The organism is Clostridium sp. AM28-20LB (genome assembly GCF_003480665.1).
In the GTDB taxonomy this organism is placed as follows: Bacteria; Bacillota; Clostridia; order Lachnospirales; family Lachnospiraceae; genus Otoolea; species Otoolea fessa.
Map to the genome: position 1 here is coordinate 539,561 of NZ_QUJN01000002.1, position 19,247 is coordinate 558,807.

Annotated in this window: 17 protein-coding genes; 11 read left to right on the forward strand and 6 right to left on the reverse strand. The window is 49.6% G+C overall.

Features of this window, described 5'->3' with window-relative positions:
• Positions 1-12: 12 nt before the first annotated feature.
• From feoB to hisD, 4 genes are all read left to right on the forward strand, one after another.
• Positions 13-2,196 (forward strand): ferrous iron transport protein B, encoded by a 2,184-nt coding sequence (gene feoB / locus DW739_RS07385; protein ID WP_118538194.1) that lies wholly within the window; start codon positions 13-15, stop codon positions 2,194-2,196.
• Between the two features lie 201 nt (positions 2,197-2,397).
• Complete coding sequence (locus DW739_RS14890; protein ID WP_022359011.1) at positions 2,398-2,553, forward strand: hypothetical protein; 156 nt, start codon at positions 2,398-2,400, stop codon at positions 2,551-2,553.
• On the forward strand, positions 2,550-2,969 hold the full coding sequence (locus DW739_RS07390) for a heavy metal-associated domain-containing protein (RefSeq protein ID WP_107000658.1): 420 nt from the start codon (positions 2,550-2,552) through the stop codon (positions 2,967-2,969). The genes DW739_RS14890 and DW739_RS07390 overlap by 4 nt, the downstream gene beginning before the upstream one ends.
• Positions 2,970-3,234: 265 nt before the next feature.
• The gene (hisD, locus tag DW739_RS07395; RefSeq protein ID WP_333549865.1) at positions 3,235-4,497 is read left to right on the forward strand and encodes a histidinol dehydrogenase; all 1,263 of its coding nucleotides are present in this window, start codon (positions 3,235-3,237) and stop codon (positions 4,495-4,497) included.
• Positions 4,498-4,589: 92 nt separating this feature from the next.
• Here hisD and DW739_RS07400 read toward each other — a convergent pair whose 3' ends face one another.
• On the reverse strand, positions 4,590-5,069 hold the full coding sequence (locus DW739_RS07400; RefSeq protein WP_022359008.1) for an S-ribosylhomocysteine lyase: 480 nt from the start codon (positions 5,067-5,069) through the stop codon (positions 4,590-4,592).
• A gap of 69 nt (positions 5,070-5,138) precedes the next feature.
• Positions 5,139-5,420: a hypothetical protein gene (locus DW739_RS07405; RefSeq protein ID WP_118570535.1), complete on the reverse strand. Its 282-nt coding sequence runs from the start codon at positions 5,418-5,420 to the stop codon at positions 5,139-5,141.
• A 442-nt stretch (positions 5,421-5,862) separates the two neighbouring features.
• On the opposite strand from DW739_RS07405, the gene DW739_RS07410 reads away from it, so the two are divergent.
• The 6 genes from DW739_RS07410 to DW739_RS07435 all read left to right on the forward strand — a co-directional run bounded on the left by DW739_RS07410 (position 5,863) and on the right by DW739_RS07435 (position 15,018).
• Complete coding sequence (locus DW739_RS07410) at positions 5,863-6,975, forward strand: carbamoyl phosphate synthase small subunit (protein WP_118293832.1); 1,113 nt, start codon at positions 5,863-5,865, stop codon at positions 6,973-6,975.
• Positions 6,966-10,262 carry a carbamoyl-phosphate synthase large subunit gene (carB, locus tag DW739_RS07415; protein WP_118471382.1) on the forward strand — a complete coding sequence of 1,099 codons (3,297 nt, stop codon included), beginning with the start codon at positions 6,966-6,968 and terminating at the stop codon, positions 10,260-10,262. Before DW739_RS07410 ends, carB begins: the two co-directional genes overlap by 10 nt.
• Positions 10,263-10,411: 149 nt before the next feature.
• Positions 10,412-12,031 (forward strand): CTP synthase, encoded by a 1,620-nt coding sequence (locus tag DW739_RS07420; protein WP_107000654.1) that lies wholly within the window; start codon positions 10,412-10,414, stop codon positions 12,029-12,031.
• A 19-nt stretch (positions 12,032-12,050) separates the two neighbouring features.
• Entirely contained in the window at positions 12,051-13,235 is a 1,185-nt protein-coding gene (locus DW739_RS07425) for an LL-diaminopimelate aminotransferase (RefSeq protein WP_107000653.1), read from the forward strand.
• 94 nt (positions 13,236-13,329) lie between these two features.
• Positions 13,330-14,319, forward strand: a complete 990-nt coding sequence (locus DW739_RS07430; RefSeq protein ID WP_118570537.1) for a guanosine polyphosphate pyrophosphohydrolase — start codon at positions 13,330-13,332, stop codon at positions 14,317-14,319.
• 114 nt (positions 14,320-14,433) lie between these two features.
• A complete protein-coding gene (locus DW739_RS07435; RefSeq protein ID WP_118570538.1) occupies positions 14,434-15,018 on the forward strand; it encodes a GNAT family N-acetyltransferase in 585 nt (194 codons plus the stop codon).
• Between the two features lie 131 nt (positions 15,019-15,149).
• Here the strand turns inward: DW739_RS07435 and DW739_RS07440 are convergent, their stop codons facing one another.
• The 4 genes from DW739_RS07440 to DW739_RS07455 form a co-directional block, all read right to left on the reverse strand.
• Entirely contained in the window at positions 15,150-15,692 is a 543-nt protein-coding gene (locus DW739_RS07440; RefSeq protein WP_107000650.1) for an NADH peroxidase, read from the reverse strand.
• A 352-nt stretch (positions 15,693-16,044) separates the two neighbouring features.
• Complete coding sequence (locus tag DW739_RS07445) at positions 16,045-16,440, reverse strand: transcriptional repressor (protein ID WP_118570539.1); 396 nt, start codon at positions 16,438-16,440, stop codon at positions 16,045-16,047.
• A gap of 86 nt (positions 16,441-16,526) precedes the next feature.
• Positions 16,527-17,873 carry a sensor histidine kinase gene (locus DW739_RS07450; protein WP_118742844.1) on the reverse strand — a complete coding sequence of 449 codons (1,347 nt, stop codon included), beginning with the start codon at positions 17,871-17,873 and terminating at the stop codon, positions 16,527-16,529.
• Positions 17,870-18,619, reverse strand: a complete 750-nt coding sequence (locus DW739_RS07455; RefSeq protein WP_118523899.1) for a LytTR family DNA-binding domain-containing protein — start codon at positions 18,617-18,619, stop codon at positions 17,870-17,872. The genes DW739_RS07450 and DW739_RS07455 overlap by 4 nt, the downstream gene beginning before the upstream one ends.
• Positions 18,620-18,824: 205 nt before the next feature.
• Here DW739_RS07455 and DW739_RS07460 point away from each other — a divergent pair, with 205 nt between their 5' ends.
• A complete protein-coding gene (locus DW739_RS07460; RefSeq protein WP_118742845.1) occupies positions 18,825-19,220 on the forward strand; it encodes a hypothetical protein in 396 nt (131 codons plus the stop codon).
• Positions 19,221-19,247: the final 27 nt, after the last annotated feature.

Genomic DNA, 19,247 nt, shown 5'->3' on the forward strand with positions numbered 1-19,247 from the left:
GGAGGATGAAAAATGGCAATTCATATTGCTTTGGCGGGTAACCCGAACTGCGGTAAAACAACCATGTTTAACGCACTGACGGGTGCAAACCAGTATGTAGGTAACTGGCCGGGTGTTACAGTTGAGAAGAAAACCGGTAAATTAAAAGATGCTTCGGGAGAAGAGGTAAATGTAACGGACCTTCCAGGAGTTTATTCCCTTTCTCCGTATACACTGGAGGAAGTTGTAACCCGTGATTTTATCTTAAAAGAGAATCCGGATGTCATCGTAGACTTAGTCGATGCAACCAACATTGAGCGTAACCTGTATCTGACCACACAGCTGATCGAGACAGGTATTCCGGTTGTTATCGCTTTAAATATGTGCGATCTTCTGAAGAAGAACGGCATCAACATTGATGTAAAGGCACTGTCCAAGAAACTTGGCTGCCCGATCATTGAGACTTCCGCGCTGAAGAAAACCGGTCTAAAGGAAGTTATTGCAGAGGCAATCAAAGTTGCAAAGAGCCATGCAACAGGCACTGTAAGCGCTATTTTCGAGGGCAGCGTAGAGGATAAAGTAAGCGCAATCGAGGCAGAGCTTCCGTCCAGCATTCCGGAAGCAGAGAAGAGATGGTACGCAATCAAAGTTCTCGAGAATGACAGCAAGGTTGTAGAGCAGCTTGGTCTTAGTGCAGACAACCGTTTCTCCCGTTACACCAAGGAGCTGGAGAAAGAGTTTGATGATGACGCTGAGTCCGTTATCACTGACCAGAGATATGTATACATCCAGAAGGTTATCGAGGAGACCGTAAAGAAACCGGCTCAGAAGATGAGTCTTTCGGATAAGATCGATAGCATCGTAACCAACCGTTTACTTGGTATTCCGATCTTTGTTCTTGTTATGTGGGCGGTTTACTATGTATCCGTTACTACCGTTGGTACATTCGTAACAGACTGGACCAATGATACATTTGTTGGCGCAATTCAGGGCTGGGCTGGCGATGCACTGGCAGCAGCAGGCGCTTCTGACCTGATTGTAAGCCTTGTAGTGGATGGTATCATCGGCGGTGTTGGTGCCGTTCTTGGTTTCGTTCCGCAGATGGCTATCCTGTTCCTCTTCCTTTCCATTCTGGAAGATTGTGGTTACATGGTACGTATCGCATTCGTTATGGACCGTGTATTCCGTCACTTCGGATTGTCCGGTAAGAGCTTCATCCCGCTGCTGATTTCTTCTGGCTGCGGCGTTCCTGGTATCATGGCGTCCAAGACCATCGAGCAGGACAACGACAGACGTCTTACCATCATGACAGCAACCTTCGTTCCGTGTGGTGCGAAGCTGCCGGTTATCGCTCTGATGGGCGGCGTTATGGCTGGTTATATGAGCGGCGACATGGATCTGGCTACTATGATGGCTCCGATCATGTACTTTGTAGGTATCGCTGCGGTTCTTGTATCCGCGATCATGTTAAAGAAGACCAAACCGTTCTCCGGCAAACCAGCTCCGTTCGTTATGGAGCTTCCGGCGTACCACATTCCGTCCGCTAAGACCGTTCTCCTTCATGTTTGGGAGCGTCTGAAGGGATTCATCATCAAGGCTGGTACAATCCTGTTCCTGGCTTGCGTTGTTATGTGGTTCCTGTCCTCCTTCGGATTTGTAGACGGTGGATTTGGTCTGGTAGAAGAATCTGCTGATTCTATCCTGGCTATGCTGGGCGGCGCTATCGCAATCCTGTTCCGTCCGCTTGGTTTCGGCGAGTGGCAGCCGGTTGCAGCTTCCATCACTGGTTTCACAGCAAAAGAGGCTATCGTTTCCACCATGGGCGTTCTGGCAAATGTATCCGAGGATCTGTCTGAGGAGACCGATGTCGTAGCAGCAGCAATCCAGACATGGTTCCCGACAACCATCGCAGCCTTTACATTCCTGCTGTTCAACCTGCTTGACTCTCCGTGTCTGGCAGCTATCGCAACGATGGCACAGCAGCTCCAGTCCAGAAAATGGTTCTGGTTCGCTATCCTGTATCAGAATCTCTTCGCTTACGCTGTATCCCTGATTGTATATCAGTTAGGTGGTCTGGTACTTGGCGCAGTTGCATTCAACGTATGGACTATCGTGGCAGCAGTCCTTTTGGTATTCATGCTCTTCATGCTGTTCCGTCCGGATCCATACAAGGATCAGAAGAGCTACACAAGAAGCTCTGTAGAGGCAGCTTCATAAGTTAGTTTCTAAATGAAAAATAAAACAGGTTCTGCCGTCCGGCCGGTGGTTTTGCGTTTCCGCTGACCGGGCATCGGCAGGTGCCTGTAATCATAAGTGATAAAATTAATCCTTTATAAGGCTGCCTCGGATAGCAGGATGAAAGTCTGCTGTTTGGAGGCAGCTTTATTCGATTTCAAAAAAGAAAAGGAGAAAGCATAGATGGGAGATTCATCCGGCTCCATGTTTTATGGTGTGATTGGTTTTCTGGTAGTTTATTTTGTAGGATATTTTATCTGCCGTGTGTATGATAAAATAAAAAAGATACTCCGAAGCCATTCATCGAAAAGTCAGAGAAGAGAGGACGATAACGTATGAGACCGATTGATATTGGAATTTTAATTGTAGTAGCGATTTTGCTTTTGCTGGCATTACGTTCGGCGATCCGTCATTACACGGGAAAGGGCGGCGGATGCTGCGGATGCTCCGGTGGAAGCTGCGGTTCCTGCGGCAGCGATGGGAATGCTGGTGCGCGCGGCGAAGATCTTTCCAAGAAAGCGGTTACAGCGGGTACCCCGTCCAAGATCATGCGGATCGAGGGTATGCACTGTGCAAACTGCAAGAAATCCGTTGAAAAAGCCCTGACCGCCCAGAACGGCGTCATCCGTGCAGATGCGGACGTAGACAGAGGCATTGCCCGCGTGTTCTATGAGAATGGCGTGGACGATGCGAAGCTGCAGGAAGCGGTTGAAAAAGAGGGATTTGTGGTTAAGAATATTGAGACGGTTGTCTAAGAGAAAAAGTGTGATCCTGTTCTGGTGTTACTGTTCACGCAAACGTGCCCAGTAACGGAATTTGCCGTGGCTTCGCATTTAAATACGGCAAATTCCTGCTGCCACCACGTTTTCTTACGGCACTTTCGGTTCCAAAAGTGCCTACCCGTGTACAGTAACGTTCTGGTTTCAGATGTGCTGGATAGGTTTATTTTGTATCGCAAAATAAAAAGACTTGTGGTATACTTGGAAAAAATGATAAAACTTATACAGAGAGGCAGAACGTATGATCAAGATTATAAAAGAAGCACAGGTTCGAAGCGAGGAAGATAATCGGAATCTGCGAGAGACCGTGGCGGGGATTATTGGTGAGGTCCGGGGGCGCGGGGACGCGGCTCTGAGGGAGTACAATGAGAAGTTTGACGGATGTACCCGTGAATCGCTGCGGGTCAGCCGGGAGGAGATTGATGCGGCTTATAAGGAGCTGGGCGAGCAGGAGCTGGCGGATCTGAAAGCGGCGCATCACAATATTGAGGCATTTGCGAACGCGCAGAGGCAGACAGTGAAACCCCTTGACAATTTCAGCCCAGAGCCGGGGGTCTTTTTAGGACACCGCATCATTCCGGTGGAGTCCTGCTGCTGTTATGTGCCGGGCGGCAATTATCCACTGTATTCCACGGCACTGATGTTAGCGACTCCGGCGAAGGCAGCGGGAGTAAAACGTATCACCGCCTGCTCTCCGGTAGTGCGGGGAACGGGTCATATTAACGCCAAGACACTGGTTGCGATGGATCTGGCTGGCGTGGATGAGATCTACGCACTGGGCGGCGCACAGGCGATCGCAGCATTTTCCTATGGAACTGAGAGCATCAAGCCGGTGGATATTATTGTAGGACCGGGTAACCGCTTCGTAACCGAGGCGAAACGTCAGTGCTACGGGCAGGTCGGCATCGACTTTGTAGCCGGACCGAGCGAGGTCCTGGTAATTGCGGACGGAAAAGCGAGTGCGAAGGTTGTAGCTGCCGATCTGCTGGCACAGTCCGAGCATGATGTCAATGCGAAAGGCATTCTTCTGACAACGGATGAGGCATTTGGAAAGAGCGTGATTGAGGCGGTAGAGGAAGAGCTGAAGATTCTGGATACGGCAAAGATTGCGAGACAGTCCTGGGATACGTTTGGAGAGATCGGCGTGGTAGACAGCCTGGACGAGGCAGTTCAGTATGCGAATGAGTATGCACCGGAGCATCTGGAGATCAACGTGGAAGATCCGGATGCACTGATTCCGAAGCTGGTTAATTACGGCTCCCTGTTTATCGGTCAGAATACGGCGGAGGTATTTGGTGATTATGCTTCCGGAACCAACCACACACTTCCGACTCTTCGGGCGGCACGTTATACCGGTGGCGTCTGGGTTGGTACATTCTTAAAGACCTGTACCCACCAGAGCATGACCCCGGAGGCATCCGCGCGGATCGCACCGCTTGTATCGCGTATGGCGCATGGAGAAGGATTATCTGGACATGCAGCGGCTGCGGATGCAAGAAAATAGGGAAAATAGAAAATAATAGAATAAAACCCTCAGATGTTGCAGCATCTGGGGGTTTTGGTGTTTCAAAGCATACCGCCTGCCATTCTTGTCTCTTATTCCGGATAAACCAGTCTCTCCGGACCAATTCCATCTAAGACTTCGCGCAGAAAGCGGTCAGCCAGCCAGTTTGCCATCGGCAGGTTCATATCGAGGTAGTTGCCGCAATCTTTTGCACAAGCACCCGGAACCTCGTCTTTGTAGTCGCGCATGAAAGTAAAGAGCCCTTTCATCAGCGGCACGATCTCCTCGGATGTCAGGTCGCCTGCGAGAAGCAGGTAGAAGCCGGTGCGGCAGCCCATCGGTCCGAAGTAGAGGACGCGGTCTTTCCACTCCTCGTTATTTCGCAGCCAGGTGGCAGCCAGGTGCTCGATGGTGTGAACCTCCGCCGTATTCATGACTGGCTCATAGTTGGGGCGTGTCATGCGGATATCAAAGGTGGTGATGACCTGATCGCCCACGCGATCCTTACGGGATACATAGACGCCAGGGAGCAGTTTCAGATGGTCGATAGTAAAACTGGTAATTTTATCCATAAAAAAATACCTCCTAAATCAAAAATGCCTGTCCTTATTATATAAAGAAACAGGCATAAGAACAAGCACTTATTTTTTTGCAGTCTTAAAAACGCGGAAGCCAGCTACTACATTTAAAGCAAGAAACGCAGGAATACAGATAGACTCAATAGAGGGATAGATATCCTGGATACCGCTGATATCCTGAGTCATCATGCGAAGATTGATGTCATGAAGGGAAAGCAGCAGAAAGAGTGCAAAGCAGGCATAACTGCCAAGCGTAAGGATGTATGCCATAGTTTTACCTGTAAAAAAAGCAAGAATGGCAAGTAAAAAGCTTAGTGGGAATAAAACTAAAAGAAAGAGACTCATAAATCAATACCTCCTGTTAAGTAATAGAGACAGTATACAGGATGGAATAGACAACCGTGTTACTTATTCCTTAATAAATCCTTACATATGTATACTTGATGTTTGCATAATAAATAAAAATGAAAAACAATAGGCAGAAATGCATAAAAATGCATAAATGACGTATAAAACATAAAAAAATGTATAAAAAATCTCTTGACGCATAGAACTTTCCTATGCTATAATCTTTCAGAATATGAACAAGGGCGTTCATGGGCTTAGGCTCATGGACGCCTTTGTTGCAGAATCAGACAATTTATAAAATATGTCTCTAATGATGTAAAAAACGCATCTGAGGAAAAACAGATTTGCTCAAATGTGAGGCTATTGAGAATGAAAAAGTAAACTGCCTGCATGAAGCTATTCACAGGCGGGGTACGAGAGAGAAAGGAATGGTGACCAGATGGAGAAACCGGTATATCTTCTGTTGGAAAACGGCGACTATTTTGAGGGAAAAAGCTTTGGCGCTCCTTTACGTGAAGTGACCGGAGAAGTCGTATTCACAACCGGTATGACAGGATACCTTGAGACGATCACAGATCCCAGCTATTTTGGACAGATTGTCGTTCAGACATTTCCGTTAATCGGAAACTACGGAGTGATTCCGCAGGACTTCGAGAATGAAGAGGTATATTTATCAGCCTATATCGTAAAAGAGTGGTGTCAGGAACCTTCCAACTTCAGATGCAGTGGGGATCTTGACACCTTTTTTAAAGAAAGAAACATCCCGGGCGTCTATGGAATCGATACGAGAAAGCTGGCAAAAACCATTCGTGAATCCGGTTCGATGAACGGCTGGCTGACCGAGGTGAAGCCGCCGTATGACGCGAAAAAGCTGGAGGAAGTGAAAAACTTCCACATTACAAAGGCGGTTGAAACCGTTACACCAAAGAAATGTGAGATCAAACCGGCGGATGAGAAAGAAGAGTTCCAGATTGTGCTCTGGGATTTCGGCGCAAAGGAAAATATCATCCGCGAGCTGACCAGGCGCGGATGCCGCGTGGCTGACCTTCCGGCAGGTACGACGGCGGAGGAGATTCTTAAGATGAATCCGGACGGAATCATGCTTTCCAACGGTCCAGGCAACCCAGAGGACAACCCGGAGATCATCGAGGAGATCCGAAAGATTACGAAGGCTGGAAAACCGATGTTCGGCATCTGCCTGGGACACCAGCTGCTGGCGATTGCCAAGGGTGCGAAGACTGGAAAGATGAAATTCGGTCACAGAGGTGCGAACCAGCCGGTCAAGGATCTGACCACCGGACGCGTCTACATCAGCAGCCAGAACCACGGCTATGAGGTACTGCGCGATACGCTGCCGGAGGGCGCGGAGGAGACATTTATCAATGTCAACGACGGCACCTGCGAGGGCATCACCTACCACGATATGCCGGCATTTACCGTCCAGTTTCATCCGGAGGCGTGTGCAGGTCCGAAGGATACGGAAGAGCTGTTTGGGCGTTTCATTCAGATGATGAGAGATTATAAGGAAAAGGAGGGCGCGTCATGCCGTTAAATAAATCCCTGAAAAAAGTTATGGTAATCGGTTCCGGCCCTATCGTCATCGGTCAGGCGGCAGAGTTTGACTATGCAGGAACGCAGGCGTGCCGGGCTTTAAAAGAGGAAGGTCTGGAGGTCGTTTTAGTAAACTCCAACCCGGCAACCATCATGACGGACAGCGCCATTGCGGATCACGTATACATCGAGCCGCTGACCCTGGAATTTGTCAAGAGAATCATTGAAAAAGAGAAGCCTGACAGCATCCTGTCCACCCTGGGCGGACAGACCGGACTGACACTGTCCATGGAGCTTGCCAAAGAAGGTTTCTTAAAGAGCCACAATGTAACGCTTCTCGGCGCGTCCCCGGAGACCATCGATAAGGCGGAGGACCGCCAGTGCTTTAAAGACACGATGGAAGCTATCGGTGAGCCGGTCATTCCGTCCAAGGTTGTCACCACCATTGAGGATGCGCTTGATTTTGCCGAGGTTATTTCTTACCCGGTTATCGTGCGTCCGGCCTTTACCCTGGGCGGTACCGGCGGCGGTATTGCGGCAAATAAAGAAGAGCTTTACAACATCGCGGAGGCGGGTATCCGCCTGTCACCGATCAATCAGATTCTGGTTGAGAAATGTATTTCCGGATGGAAGGAGATCGAGTTTGAGGTAATGCGCGATGCCATCGGCAACGAGATTACGGTCTGCTCGATGGAAAACTTTGACCCGGTCGGCGTCCACACCGGCGACTCCATTGTTATCGCACCGGCTGTGACGCTGGCGGATAAGGAATACCAGATGCTTCGTTCTGCAGCGCTGAATATTATCCAGGCGATGGGCATCGAGGGCGGCTGCAACTGCCAGTTTGCGCTGAATCCGGAGAGCTTTGAATATGCCGTTATCGAGGTAAACCCGCGTGTATCCCGTTCTTCCGCCCTTGCTTCGAAAGCAACCGGATATCCGATTGCCCGCGTGGCAACCAAGATTGCGATCGGTTATCATCTGGACGAGATCCCGAACGAGGTAACCGGCGAGACGATGGCATGCTTCGAGCCGGCCCTTGACTATGTAACGGTTAAATTCCCGAAATGGCCATTTGATAAATTCGTTTACGGACGCCGGAAGCTGGGTACCCAGATGAAGGCAACCGGCGAGGTTATGGCGATCGGCCGCAACTTTGAGCAGGCGCTCATGAAAGCAGTCCGCGGCGCAGAGATCTCCCAGAACAGCCTGAACATGAAGAAACTAGCGCCGATGAGTGTGGAAGAGCTGAGAGAAAAAATTCTGGCGCAGGATGACGAGCGTCTGTTTGCAATCTATGAGAGCTTCAAGCGCGGCGTGACCGTTGCCGAGATTCATGAGCTGACCAAGATCGACGAGTGGTTCTTAAATAAACTGATGCATATCCTGTCCCTGGAACGCCGGATGCAGTCTGAGACTCTGAGCGATGCGCTTTATATGGAAGCCAAACAGAACGGATTCCCGGATGCAGTCATCAAGGAGATGACCGGGCTTTCGGAAATCAAGCATGTTCCGGCATGCTACCGCATGGTTGATACCTGCAGCGCTGAGTTTACGGCAAGCACCCCTTACTTCTACAGCACCTTCGGCGAGGAAGATGAGGCAGAAGAATTTATTAAAGAGAATGCAAGCGGAAAACCGGTTGTTATGGTATTTGGTTCCGGTCCGATCCGTATCGGTCAGGGTATCGAGTTCGATTTCGCCTCTGTTCACTGCGTATGGTCGTTAAAGAGAGCCGGTTATGAGGTTGTCATCGTAAATAACAACCCGGAGACCGTTTCCACCGACTTCAACGTAGCAGACCGTCTGTATTTTGAGCCGCTGACACCGGAGGATGTGCTGGATATTATCCGGATCGAGAAGCCGATCGGCGCAGTTGTGGCCTTTGGCGGACAGACAGCGATCCGTCTGACAAAATGCCTTGTAGAGAACAATATTCCGGTTCTCGGCACTCCGGCAGACAGCATCGATATGGCGGAGGATCGCGGACGTTTCGCAGCCCTGCTGAAAAAATTAAATATGAAACAGGCAGCGGGTCAGACCGTTTACACTGAGGATGAGGCAATCCAGGCGGCAAATCATCTGGGCTATCCGGTTCTGATGCGTCCGAGCTATGTATTAGGCGGCCAAAACATGATTATCGCCTACAACGACGCCGATATTCATGAGTATATGAAGATCATTCTCTCACACAAGATTGAGAATGCGATCCTGATTGATAAATACCTGATGGGTACCGAGCTGGAGGTCGACGCGATCTGCGACGGCGAAACGGTTCTGATTCCGGGTATCATGGAGCACATCGAGCGTGCGGGCGTCCATTCCGGCGACTCCATCGCGGTATATCCGGCATTTATGCTGACCGAGAGCCAGAAAGACCGTCTGGTGGATTATTCCATCCGTCTGGCGCTGTCCATGAATACGAAAGGTCTGATCAATATCCAGTATGTCCTGCATGAGGATACGATCTATATCATCGAGGTCAACCCGCGTTCGTCCCGTACCGTGCCGTACATCAGCAAGGTAACTGGCGTGCCGATGGTCGATCTGGCAACCCGCATCATGATGGGCGAGAAGCTGGCTGACATGGGCTACGAGACAGGTCTGTATCCGTGCTCTCCGTACTACGCAGTCAAGGTTCCGGTCTTCTCCTTTGAGAAGCTGTCCAACGTAGATACACAGCTCGGACCGGAAATGAAATCGACCGGCGAGGTACTGGGTATCGCCCGGACGATGGAGGAAGCGCTGTTCAAAGGCCTGGTAGCAGCCGGATATACGATGAAGCGCGAGGGCGGCGTCTTAATCAGTGTCCGCGATACCGATAAGAGCGACCTGCGCGAGCTGGTCAAAGAGTACGTGGCGATGGGATTCCACATCTACGCGACCTCCGGTACTGCAAGCCGGTTAAACAGCGTTGGCATTTCTTCAACGTTAGTCAAGAAGCCGAAGGAAGCCAAAGAGGGCGAGGAGACGACCATTTCCCTGCTGGAAGAAGGAAAGATCAGCTATGTAATTTCCACTTCCAAGACGGGACGCCAGCCGGGACGCGACAGTGTCCGCCTGAGAAGAAAGGCGGTCGAGCTTGGTATTCCGTGCCTGACATCGCTTGATACCGCGGCTGTCCTGGCGCTGACCCTGGAAAGCCAGTACAACGAGGACAACGTTGAACTGGTAGATATCGCGCACATTGCACATGGTGCAGCCGCTAGAAAAGAGCTGAGCCAGATGGAAAAACCGGAAGAAATCCAGATTCCGGGTTATGTGCTTCAGGAGCATGAGAACGACTAAAAAGAACGATGGTCTGCATGGATTCTGCGTTTTGAGGGTTGCGGAATCCGTGCAGGCTGAAATCTTTTGCGAAGGCAAAATTTGACAGAATCATATATGACGGAAAAAGTGGATTAATATTTTAAAGAAAGGAAGAGGAGGAAAAGCAGATGGCAAAATTTATTTTTGTGACAGGCGGTGTTGTATCAGGATTGGGGAAGGGTATTACAGCAGCGTCTCTGGGACGTCTTTTGAAGGCACGGGGATTTAAGGTGGCAGCGCAGAAGCTGGATCCATATATCAACGTCGATCCGGGAACCATGAGCCCGTATCAGCACGGCGAAGTATTCGTAACAAACGACGGTGCGGAGACGGATCTGGATTTGGGACATTATGAGCGTTTTATAGATGAAGATTTAAACCGTTATTCTAATCTGACGACCGGTAAGGTCTACTGGAATGTGTTAAATAAAGAGCGCCGCGGCGAATATCTGGGCGAGACGGTACAGGTAATTCCACATATCACAAATGAGATAAAATCATTTATCTATTCCGTGCAGGAAAAGACCGATGCGGACATCGTTATCACAGAGATCGGCGGAACAACCGGCGATATTGAGTCACAGCCGTTCCTGGAAGCCATCCGCCAGGTGTCCTGCGAGGCGGGACGCAGCAACTGCCTCTTCATCCATGTAACCCTGATTCCGTATCTGGAATCTTCCGGCGAGCATAAATCCAAACCGACCCAGCATTCAGTCAAACAGCTGCAGTCCTTCGGCATCATGCCGGATATCATCGTGGCGCGCTGTGACCGTCCGGTGGACGATCCGTCTATTTTCCGCAAGATCGCACTGTTCTGCAACGTCAAAGAGGACTGCGTCATCGAGAACCTGACCCTTCCGGTTCTCTACGAGGCGCCGATCATGCTGGAGGAAGCAGGACTTGCCAAGATCGTGCTTCGCGAGCTGGGCATCGAGAAAGCGCCGCAGGAGTGCGATCTGACGGAGTGGAAACATATGCTGGACCGCATCAAGAACAGCCGCAAGACAGTCAAGATTTCCCTGGTCGGCAAGTACGTCAAACTGCACGACTCCTATCTGTCGATCGTAGAATCCCTGCACCATGCCGGATGGGAAAATGGCGCGCAGGTGGAGATCAACTGGGTGGATAGTGAGACGATCACTCCGGAGACGGCACCGGAAATCCTGGGCGGTTCAACCGGTATCATCGTGCCGGGCGGCTTCGGCATCCGAGGCATCGAGGGCATGATTGCGGCAGCGGATTATGCGAGAAGAAACAATATCCCGTACTTTGGCATCTGCCTTGGTATGCAGATCGCGGCGATCGCATTTGCCAGAGGCGTGTTAGGCTATGAGGATGCGAACTCCACCGAGTTTGCGCCGGACAGCAAGCATCCGGTCATTGCCCTGATGGAAGAGCAGATGGATCTGGCTGACATGGGCGGAACGATGCGTCTGGGTGCATATCCGTGCCGCATCAGTCCGGATACGCTGATGATGAAAGCGTATGGAAAAGGTCTGATCGAGGAGAGACATCGCCATCGTTATGAATTTAACAACAAGTTCCGGGAAGTTTATATGGAGCATGGCGCTATCTTTTCCGGACAGTCTCCGGACGGTACGCTGGTAGAGGCGATGGAGATTCCGGGACATCCGTTCTATCTGGGAGTTCAGTACCATCCGGAGTTCAAGAGCCGCCCGAACCGCGCACATCCGATCTTTAGGGAGTTTGTGAAAGCGGCTCTGGAGGTAAAGGAAAAAAATTCTTAAAATATGGAGAAAATAAAGTATGAAGATCAACGAAAACTATAAAAATCTGGAAGAAAGCTATCTGTTTTCTACCATTGCTAAAAAAGTAGATGAATACACCAAAGCCCATCCAGAGGCAAAAGTAATCAAAATGGGTATCGGTGACGTAACCCTTCCGATCTGCCAGAAAGCAGCTGACGCATTTGCAAAAGCAGCTATGGAGCAGGGCAAGGCGGCTACGTTCCATGGATATGGTCCGGAGCAGGGATATGATTTTCTGCGCGTAGCAGTTCAGAAGTATTATGCGTCCTTTCAGGTTGAGGTGGCGGCGGAGGATATATTCATCAGCGACGGCGCGAAGAGTGATGTCGGAAATATCCTCGATCTCTTTGATGCGGACAACACGGTCCTGATCCCGGATCCGGTATACCCGGTTTACATGGATACGAACGTGATGGCAGGCAGAAAGATCGTATTTATGGATGCCAATGTGGAAAATGGCTTTCTTCCGATGCCTCCGAAGGGACAGAAAGCGGATATTATTTATCTCTGCTCCCCGAACAACCCGACTGGCGGTGTGTACAACCGTGAGCAGTTAAAAGAGTGGGTTGACTATGCGAACGAGCAGGATGCGATTCTTTTATTTGATGCGGCGTATGAGTCCTTCGTAGCAGATCCGGCGCTTCCGAGAAGTATTTTTGAGATTGAGGGCGCCAAGACCTGCGCGATCGAGTTCTGCTCCCTTTCGAAGCTGGCAAGCTTTACCGGAACCCGCTGTGGCTATACCGTGGTTCCGTCTGAATTAGAGCGCGGTGGTTCTTCCATCCGCAAGATGTGGCTGCGCCGCCAGACAACCAAGTTTAACGGCGTTTCCTACCCGGTACAGCGCGCCGCAGAGGCAGCTCTTTCACCGGAGGGCATGGCACAGTGCCGCGAGCACCTGGACGTATACCGCACCAATGCGAAGATCATGACCGAGACCTTAAAAGAGCTTGGCATCTGGCACATCGGCGGCGAAAATTCACCGTACATCTGGATGCAGTGCCCGAACGGCATGAAATCCTGGGAGTTTTTCGACGATCTGCTTGCCAAGGCAAATGTGGTCGGCACACCGGGCAGCGGATTTGGTAAGAATGGAGAAGGATTCTTCCGTCTGACTGCATTTGGTACGACTGCGAATACAAAAGAGGCAATGGAGCGGATCAAGAAGGTTTACGGAAAATAAATAGCTCTATTTTATAAATAAGGGGGCTGGTGCATCTGGGGCATTGTTATCCTACGCACCGTCCCTTTTTTGCTGAAGCAGGGAGGTGAGGCTCATGGTGACCTTAAACGATTATCTGTATTCCGGCGATACGATGTTTAAGATTTTAAAGAATTACAGCCGGGATTTGAAAACAGAGGCAAAACAGACAAACAATGAGATAGACCTGATACATGCAAATTTCCTGATTCAGATCCGGGAACTTTTAGAACACAACGATTTCCTGACGACCCAGTCACAGAAGATCCGGGAATTTTATATTCATATGGCAAAGGAATATCCGCTTCTGGCATTTAATTTTAAGGGAAGAATCAAGTCGCTGATCCGCTCGGAGGCGAAATTTAATGGATATATCGTTGAATATATTTATGACTGTTATACGGAACATAAGGCATTTCCGTCGATCTCCGATTTGAAGCGGAGATTGAGCTGTTTCCGCGACCTGATCGCGTACCGGATCGTGATTTCACTGCCGAAGTGTTACCTGAAACCGGGGGAATCGCAGCAGGAGGCAGATATCCGGTACCTCTACCAGATTGCGAATGAACTTCCGGGATTTCTGGAGGAACGCGGGTTTACGGCGGAACCGGCTTACGGGGTGAAGGAGAGTACCTCCCCGTTGATGGATGAGGAGGTAAGGCCGTACTACCGTGATTATGTCTGCGGAAATAGTTCGGATGATTACCAGTCTCTGCATATTACGTTTTACGATAATTGTTCCAGAAGCTATGTGGAGGTACAGCTTCGCACGAAGCACATGGACGATATCGCGGAGATCGGCGTGGCCAATCATTTAAGCTATGAAAAGCGCCAGGAGGGCGAGCGGGCCAGGCGGGATGAGATACCGGAAGGTGCATGTATTTATTTTGATGAAGCATATGAACGCTGTCAGCGCCTGGTATCGCTCAATTTAGCTGAAGTGGATGTCAATATGTTTTCGGCGATCAACAATGACCTAGTCAATGACGGCTGCGGGCTGTACCGGGGGCGGCTGATTCTGCCATATGAGCATTTATCGAGGCATCAGAATGAGCTGGTGGATTGAGGGGGTTCACGGGCAGGCATGAATCTGGTTGCGAATAGTTGACGAAACGGGAAGATTCATATATAGTTGCCTGTAAAGGAAAAATGACCGAAAATGATAGGGAGGAACCAGTTTATGGACCATACATCCTGCCGCCTGCGTCTGGCTGCTATCGCCGATGCACCTGCGATATTGGAAATTTATGCACAATATATGGACACGCCGATCACGTTTGAGACGGAGCTGCCGTCCCTGGAGGAATTTGAGGGGCGCATCCGGGCGATCACGGCAGAATATCCGTGGATTGTCTGCGAGGATGAAACGGGCAGAATCATTGGCTATGCATATGGGCATAAGCAGCTTGAGCGCGCGGCGTACCGTTGGAATGCGGAACTTTCTGAATATCTGGACAGTCGGGTGACGTCGAAGGGCATCGGCAAACGGATGCTTCTGGTGCTTTTAGAGCTTTTAAAGGCACAGGGCATCCACACCGTCTACAGTCTGGTGACAAGTCCGAATGTGAAGAGCGATGCGATGCATAACGGATGCGGATTCCGGACGATGGGCGTGTGCAAAAATACCGGTTATAAGAGCGGAAAATGGCACGATGTTACCTGGTATGAGAAAGCGCTGCTGCCATATGAGGACGTACCGGCGGAGATGATTCCGATTGGGGAGATGGAGAAGGAGACGGTAGATAAGATTTTGGCGTCTTTTTGAACAGAGACATAAAACAAATCTGCATAAAATAAACAGGGCGTATGAAAAAGGAATTTTCCATTTTCATACGCCCTCATCAGTTCTCTTTTATTCACCAGCGCCGTAATGCGCTGTCCATTCATTCACTCAGATTAGTTGAAGTATCTCTTTAACAGACCCTCAAATGCCTTGCCATGTCTAGCCTCGTCACGAGCCATCTCATGAACGGTGTCATGGATTGCATCCAGGTTAGCAGCTTTCGCACGTTTTGCAAGGTCAAATTTGCCTTCGGTTGCGCCGTGCTCAGCCTCTACACGCATCTCCAGGTTCTTCTTGGTGGAATCTGTTACAACCTCACCCAGAAGCTCTGCAAACTTAGCAGCGTGCTCAGCCTCTTCGTAAGCTGCCTTCTCCCAGTACAGACCGATTTCCGGATAGCCCTCTCTGTGAGCCACACGTGCCATCGCCAGGTACATACCAACTTCTCTGCACTCGCCTTCATAGTTAGCTCTTAAATCTTCGAGAATATCCTCGCTGACACCCTGTGCCACACCAACTACGTGCTCAGCTGCCCAGGTCATCTCGCCGGACTGCTCTTTGAACTTGGAAGCCGGAGCGCCGCATACTGGACATTTCTCCGGAGCAGCCTCACCCTCGTATACGTAACCACATACTGTACAGACAAATTTCTTCATAGTCAATTCTCCTTTTCTAAAATAAATTTTTAATTTCGTGTTTTATAGAAACAATAAATAGATAGTAAAGTTGCTTGCAACCATTCTGTTTCATAGGAGCTTTTAAAACGAAATCGTTTATTTGGCTTAAATGAAATCAGTAATGATTACTGATATTAAGATATCATAGATTCCTGTGTTTGTCAATGAAAAAATAGAAATAATTCTTATTTTTTTCATTTTTATCGATAACCTGGATATTCTCAGAACTTTTTCACTGGTGATGTATTCATACCCGGTCAGCGCATGGCAGAAATCGGGAAGCGGCTCATTTGGTCCCGTCTGTTCCGATACAAAATCAGCCGCTTCTATATTAGTGCTTTTCCCCTTTCATACACTCATCGCATATCCCATAGAAAAACACGGTATGGTCGTCGATCGTTCCCGGCACAAATTCTTTGGCGGCTGTCTCCAGCTCCTTGGTTGCTTCCATCGGAATATCCATGACCCGTCCGCACTGGCGGCAGACGTAGTGGTAATGTGGGGATGTATCATAATCGAAATGATCCGTGCCGTCGCCGCAGGACAGCTTCCGGATCTCGCCCAGCTCAACTAACAGGTTTAAATTGCGGTAAACGGTTCCAAGGCTGATATTCGGAAACTGTTCCCGGATGCTGGTGTAAAGGGCGTCGGCGGTCGGATGATCCTTCCGGCTCATCAGGCAGGCTTTGATCGATTCGCGCTGACGGCTGTATTTTAAGGTTTTCATAAGCGACACTCCAATCCTTCTAAATAATATTGATAATGATTATTATTTATATTATGCGTCCTGACGCGATGAAAGTCAATCTTTTTTCAAAGATTTCCGTGAGAAATTTTAGAGTCAAATTTCAACATCACCGATGCATAAAAGATCCCGTCCTCATACCGGAAATCCACCAGACCCTGGTACCGCTCGGCGATCGAACGGATGGAGGCGGTTCCCGTGCCGAACCCGTCATGTTTGGTCGAGCGGAACCGCCCATTTTCCTCGATCGGCGGATGGCAGCAGGTGTTGTCAACGGCGATCACGATGTGACCGGCATCCTCCTGGGCGCAGATGCGGATAAACGGCGCGCTGTCTGTACATTCCCGACAGGCGTCGAGGGCATTTTCCAGAAGATTGCCGAAGATCGAGCAGAGCTGTGGCTCACCCAGCGGGAGAGAGGGCGGAAGCTGGATGCGGACCGAAAAATCGACTGACGCCTTGCGCGCCTCCTCGCCGTAATAGCTGATAATCGTGTTGACCGCATAATTTTCACACCAGGTCCGCGCAGTGTCCGGCGGAAGCGTCATACGGTATTGTTCGATGTAGGTATTCAGATCCTCCGTTTTCCCGCTTTGCAGGTAATGCTCGATGAGATTTAAGTGCTGGCGCAGGTCGTGGCGCGCCTCCCGCACCTCTTCGATGTGGCGGGAAAGCTGCTGATACTGTGTGTACTGCATCGCCAGGAGCGTGTCCTGCTGCGCCGCGCGTTCTTCCAGCTGCGCCTGCTGGCGGACTGCATTGAGCGCTTCCAAAAGGACATAGTAGATAAGAATTGTCATGGCAAAGAGCCAGAGCCGCGTGAGGATAAAACGGAACTTGCGGACGGTATCAATGTTTAAATCAAAGTTATAAGCGCAGATAATCAGGGTACATGAAAATGGAATAAACCAGACTTTCTGCCAGAATGCGGAGCTGTCTACCTGAAAAACGCGTTCCGTGGCATTTTTCATAAATTTGAGCCCGAGAGGGAGCGTCAGAAACAGAAGAATCGAGATGAGCAGCAGGCTTTGATCGCGGAGTGAATAATAGGTAATGCTGGGATCGTAGAACAGACGGCTTTCCAGAAAGAAACAGATGCCCCGGACTGTGACAAAATAATTCAGGATGAAGTTTCCCAGAAACAGAAGTTTCCAGAAATTAGCCTTCACACATAAAAAATAGATCGCCAGGGAAACGAAGGCAAATACCGTGTCGGTGACCCGGGTCGGTTTACCGTGGCTGATCAGGTAGGTATACAGGGAGGACTGGAGCAGCTGACCGATAAAAATGAACAGAATCAGGATTTTAATCGGAAATCGAAGCTGCTTTTTAAATGGCAGAATCGATAAAATAAAAAAAGGAATGGAATAGACGGTTTCAACGAGAAATGCCTTGCCAAACACAGACCAGTTCATAGAGTACCTCCCTTCCGCAATGTGTCAAACAAGTAGGTTGCAAATGCTTCTTTTGTCTCTTTTTTCTTCCGGCGGCTGCAGAAAAAGCAGCTGCCGTTTTTCAGATGGACAGAACCGTCCTCGTCCACCGAGGCAACCTGTGAAAAATTGATAAGTAGCCCGCGTCCGCTCATGTAAAAACGTCTGCCCTTCGGGAGCAGCGACATTAGCTCCGAAAAAGAAATCCGTGTGGCGGTGTCACCGGAACTGGTGTGGATGATCAGCCGGTGGTTCTGCGTCTCCGCATACAGAAAATCATCAAGCAGAATCCGCTGCGTGGATGACTGTCCCCGTCCGAGCGCCGCCTGAATTTCGATGTAGGCAGGCGCGGCAAGAAATGTCCGGATCTCATCGAGACACCAGGCAAGCGCCTTTTCCTCAACCGGTTTTAAGAGATAATCAAGGGGATGGGCACGGTAGCCTTGCAGCGAATAATCGCGTTCCGATGTGGTGAAAACGATGGGGAGACGTTTTTCGCGCTTGCGAAGCTCCAGCGCCGTGTCAATGCCATTGCGCCCGTTCCGGTCCAGCATAATATCCATAAAAACCGCATTAAAAAGTCCCGGACGGAACGCTTCCAGAAATGCCTCGCCGCTCTCGTAGCAGTCAAAGTGCGCCGTTTCCCCGTGCTTCTCCAAGTTCTCCTGTATCAAATGAATCAGATGATTCTGATCTATCTTCAAATCTTCAACAATCGCAAAATGCATCAAAGCTCAACCGCCTCCTTTATTCAAAACCGTGACCATTTAGGTCGAGGTTTGACCGTTTGCGTCGATGTGGTTTTCAGTAAATCGCTCATTTGGTATGTTTATAGTATAAAAGTTATGACCCGAAATGTAAATGAAATATCGTTACAGAAAAATCAAAGTAGCTGTGTGTGAAAAGTAACAAATCAAAAAAGGCAGGTGGGATATGGTACGGGTAGTGATGTATGGAGAAAAACTGACCGACATTGAAGGTCTGGAAAAAATGTTGTGTGAAATTTTGACTGAAAACCGCAGATGGCCGATGATTCACACGTATATCAGCGATCTGGACGCATATCTGCACTTTGTAAAGGGGAATCCCTACCTCATTATGCTGGCGTCCGTGCAGGGCAGACAGGGAGTGGAAATCGTAGAAAAAATTCGGGAAAATAACCCGGCGGCATCCTTAATCTGGCTTTCCGGCCGGGACAATGCCCTTGAATCCTGGCGGCTCCATGTGACCGCATTTGGGGTATTTCCGACGAAAAAAGAAGAATTAGAAGAACTTCTGGCGGCGTGCAGCGAAAGCCTGCTGGATCGGAAGAAAGAGTATTTTGTTTAGGTGGAAAACAGACTGAAATAGACAAAT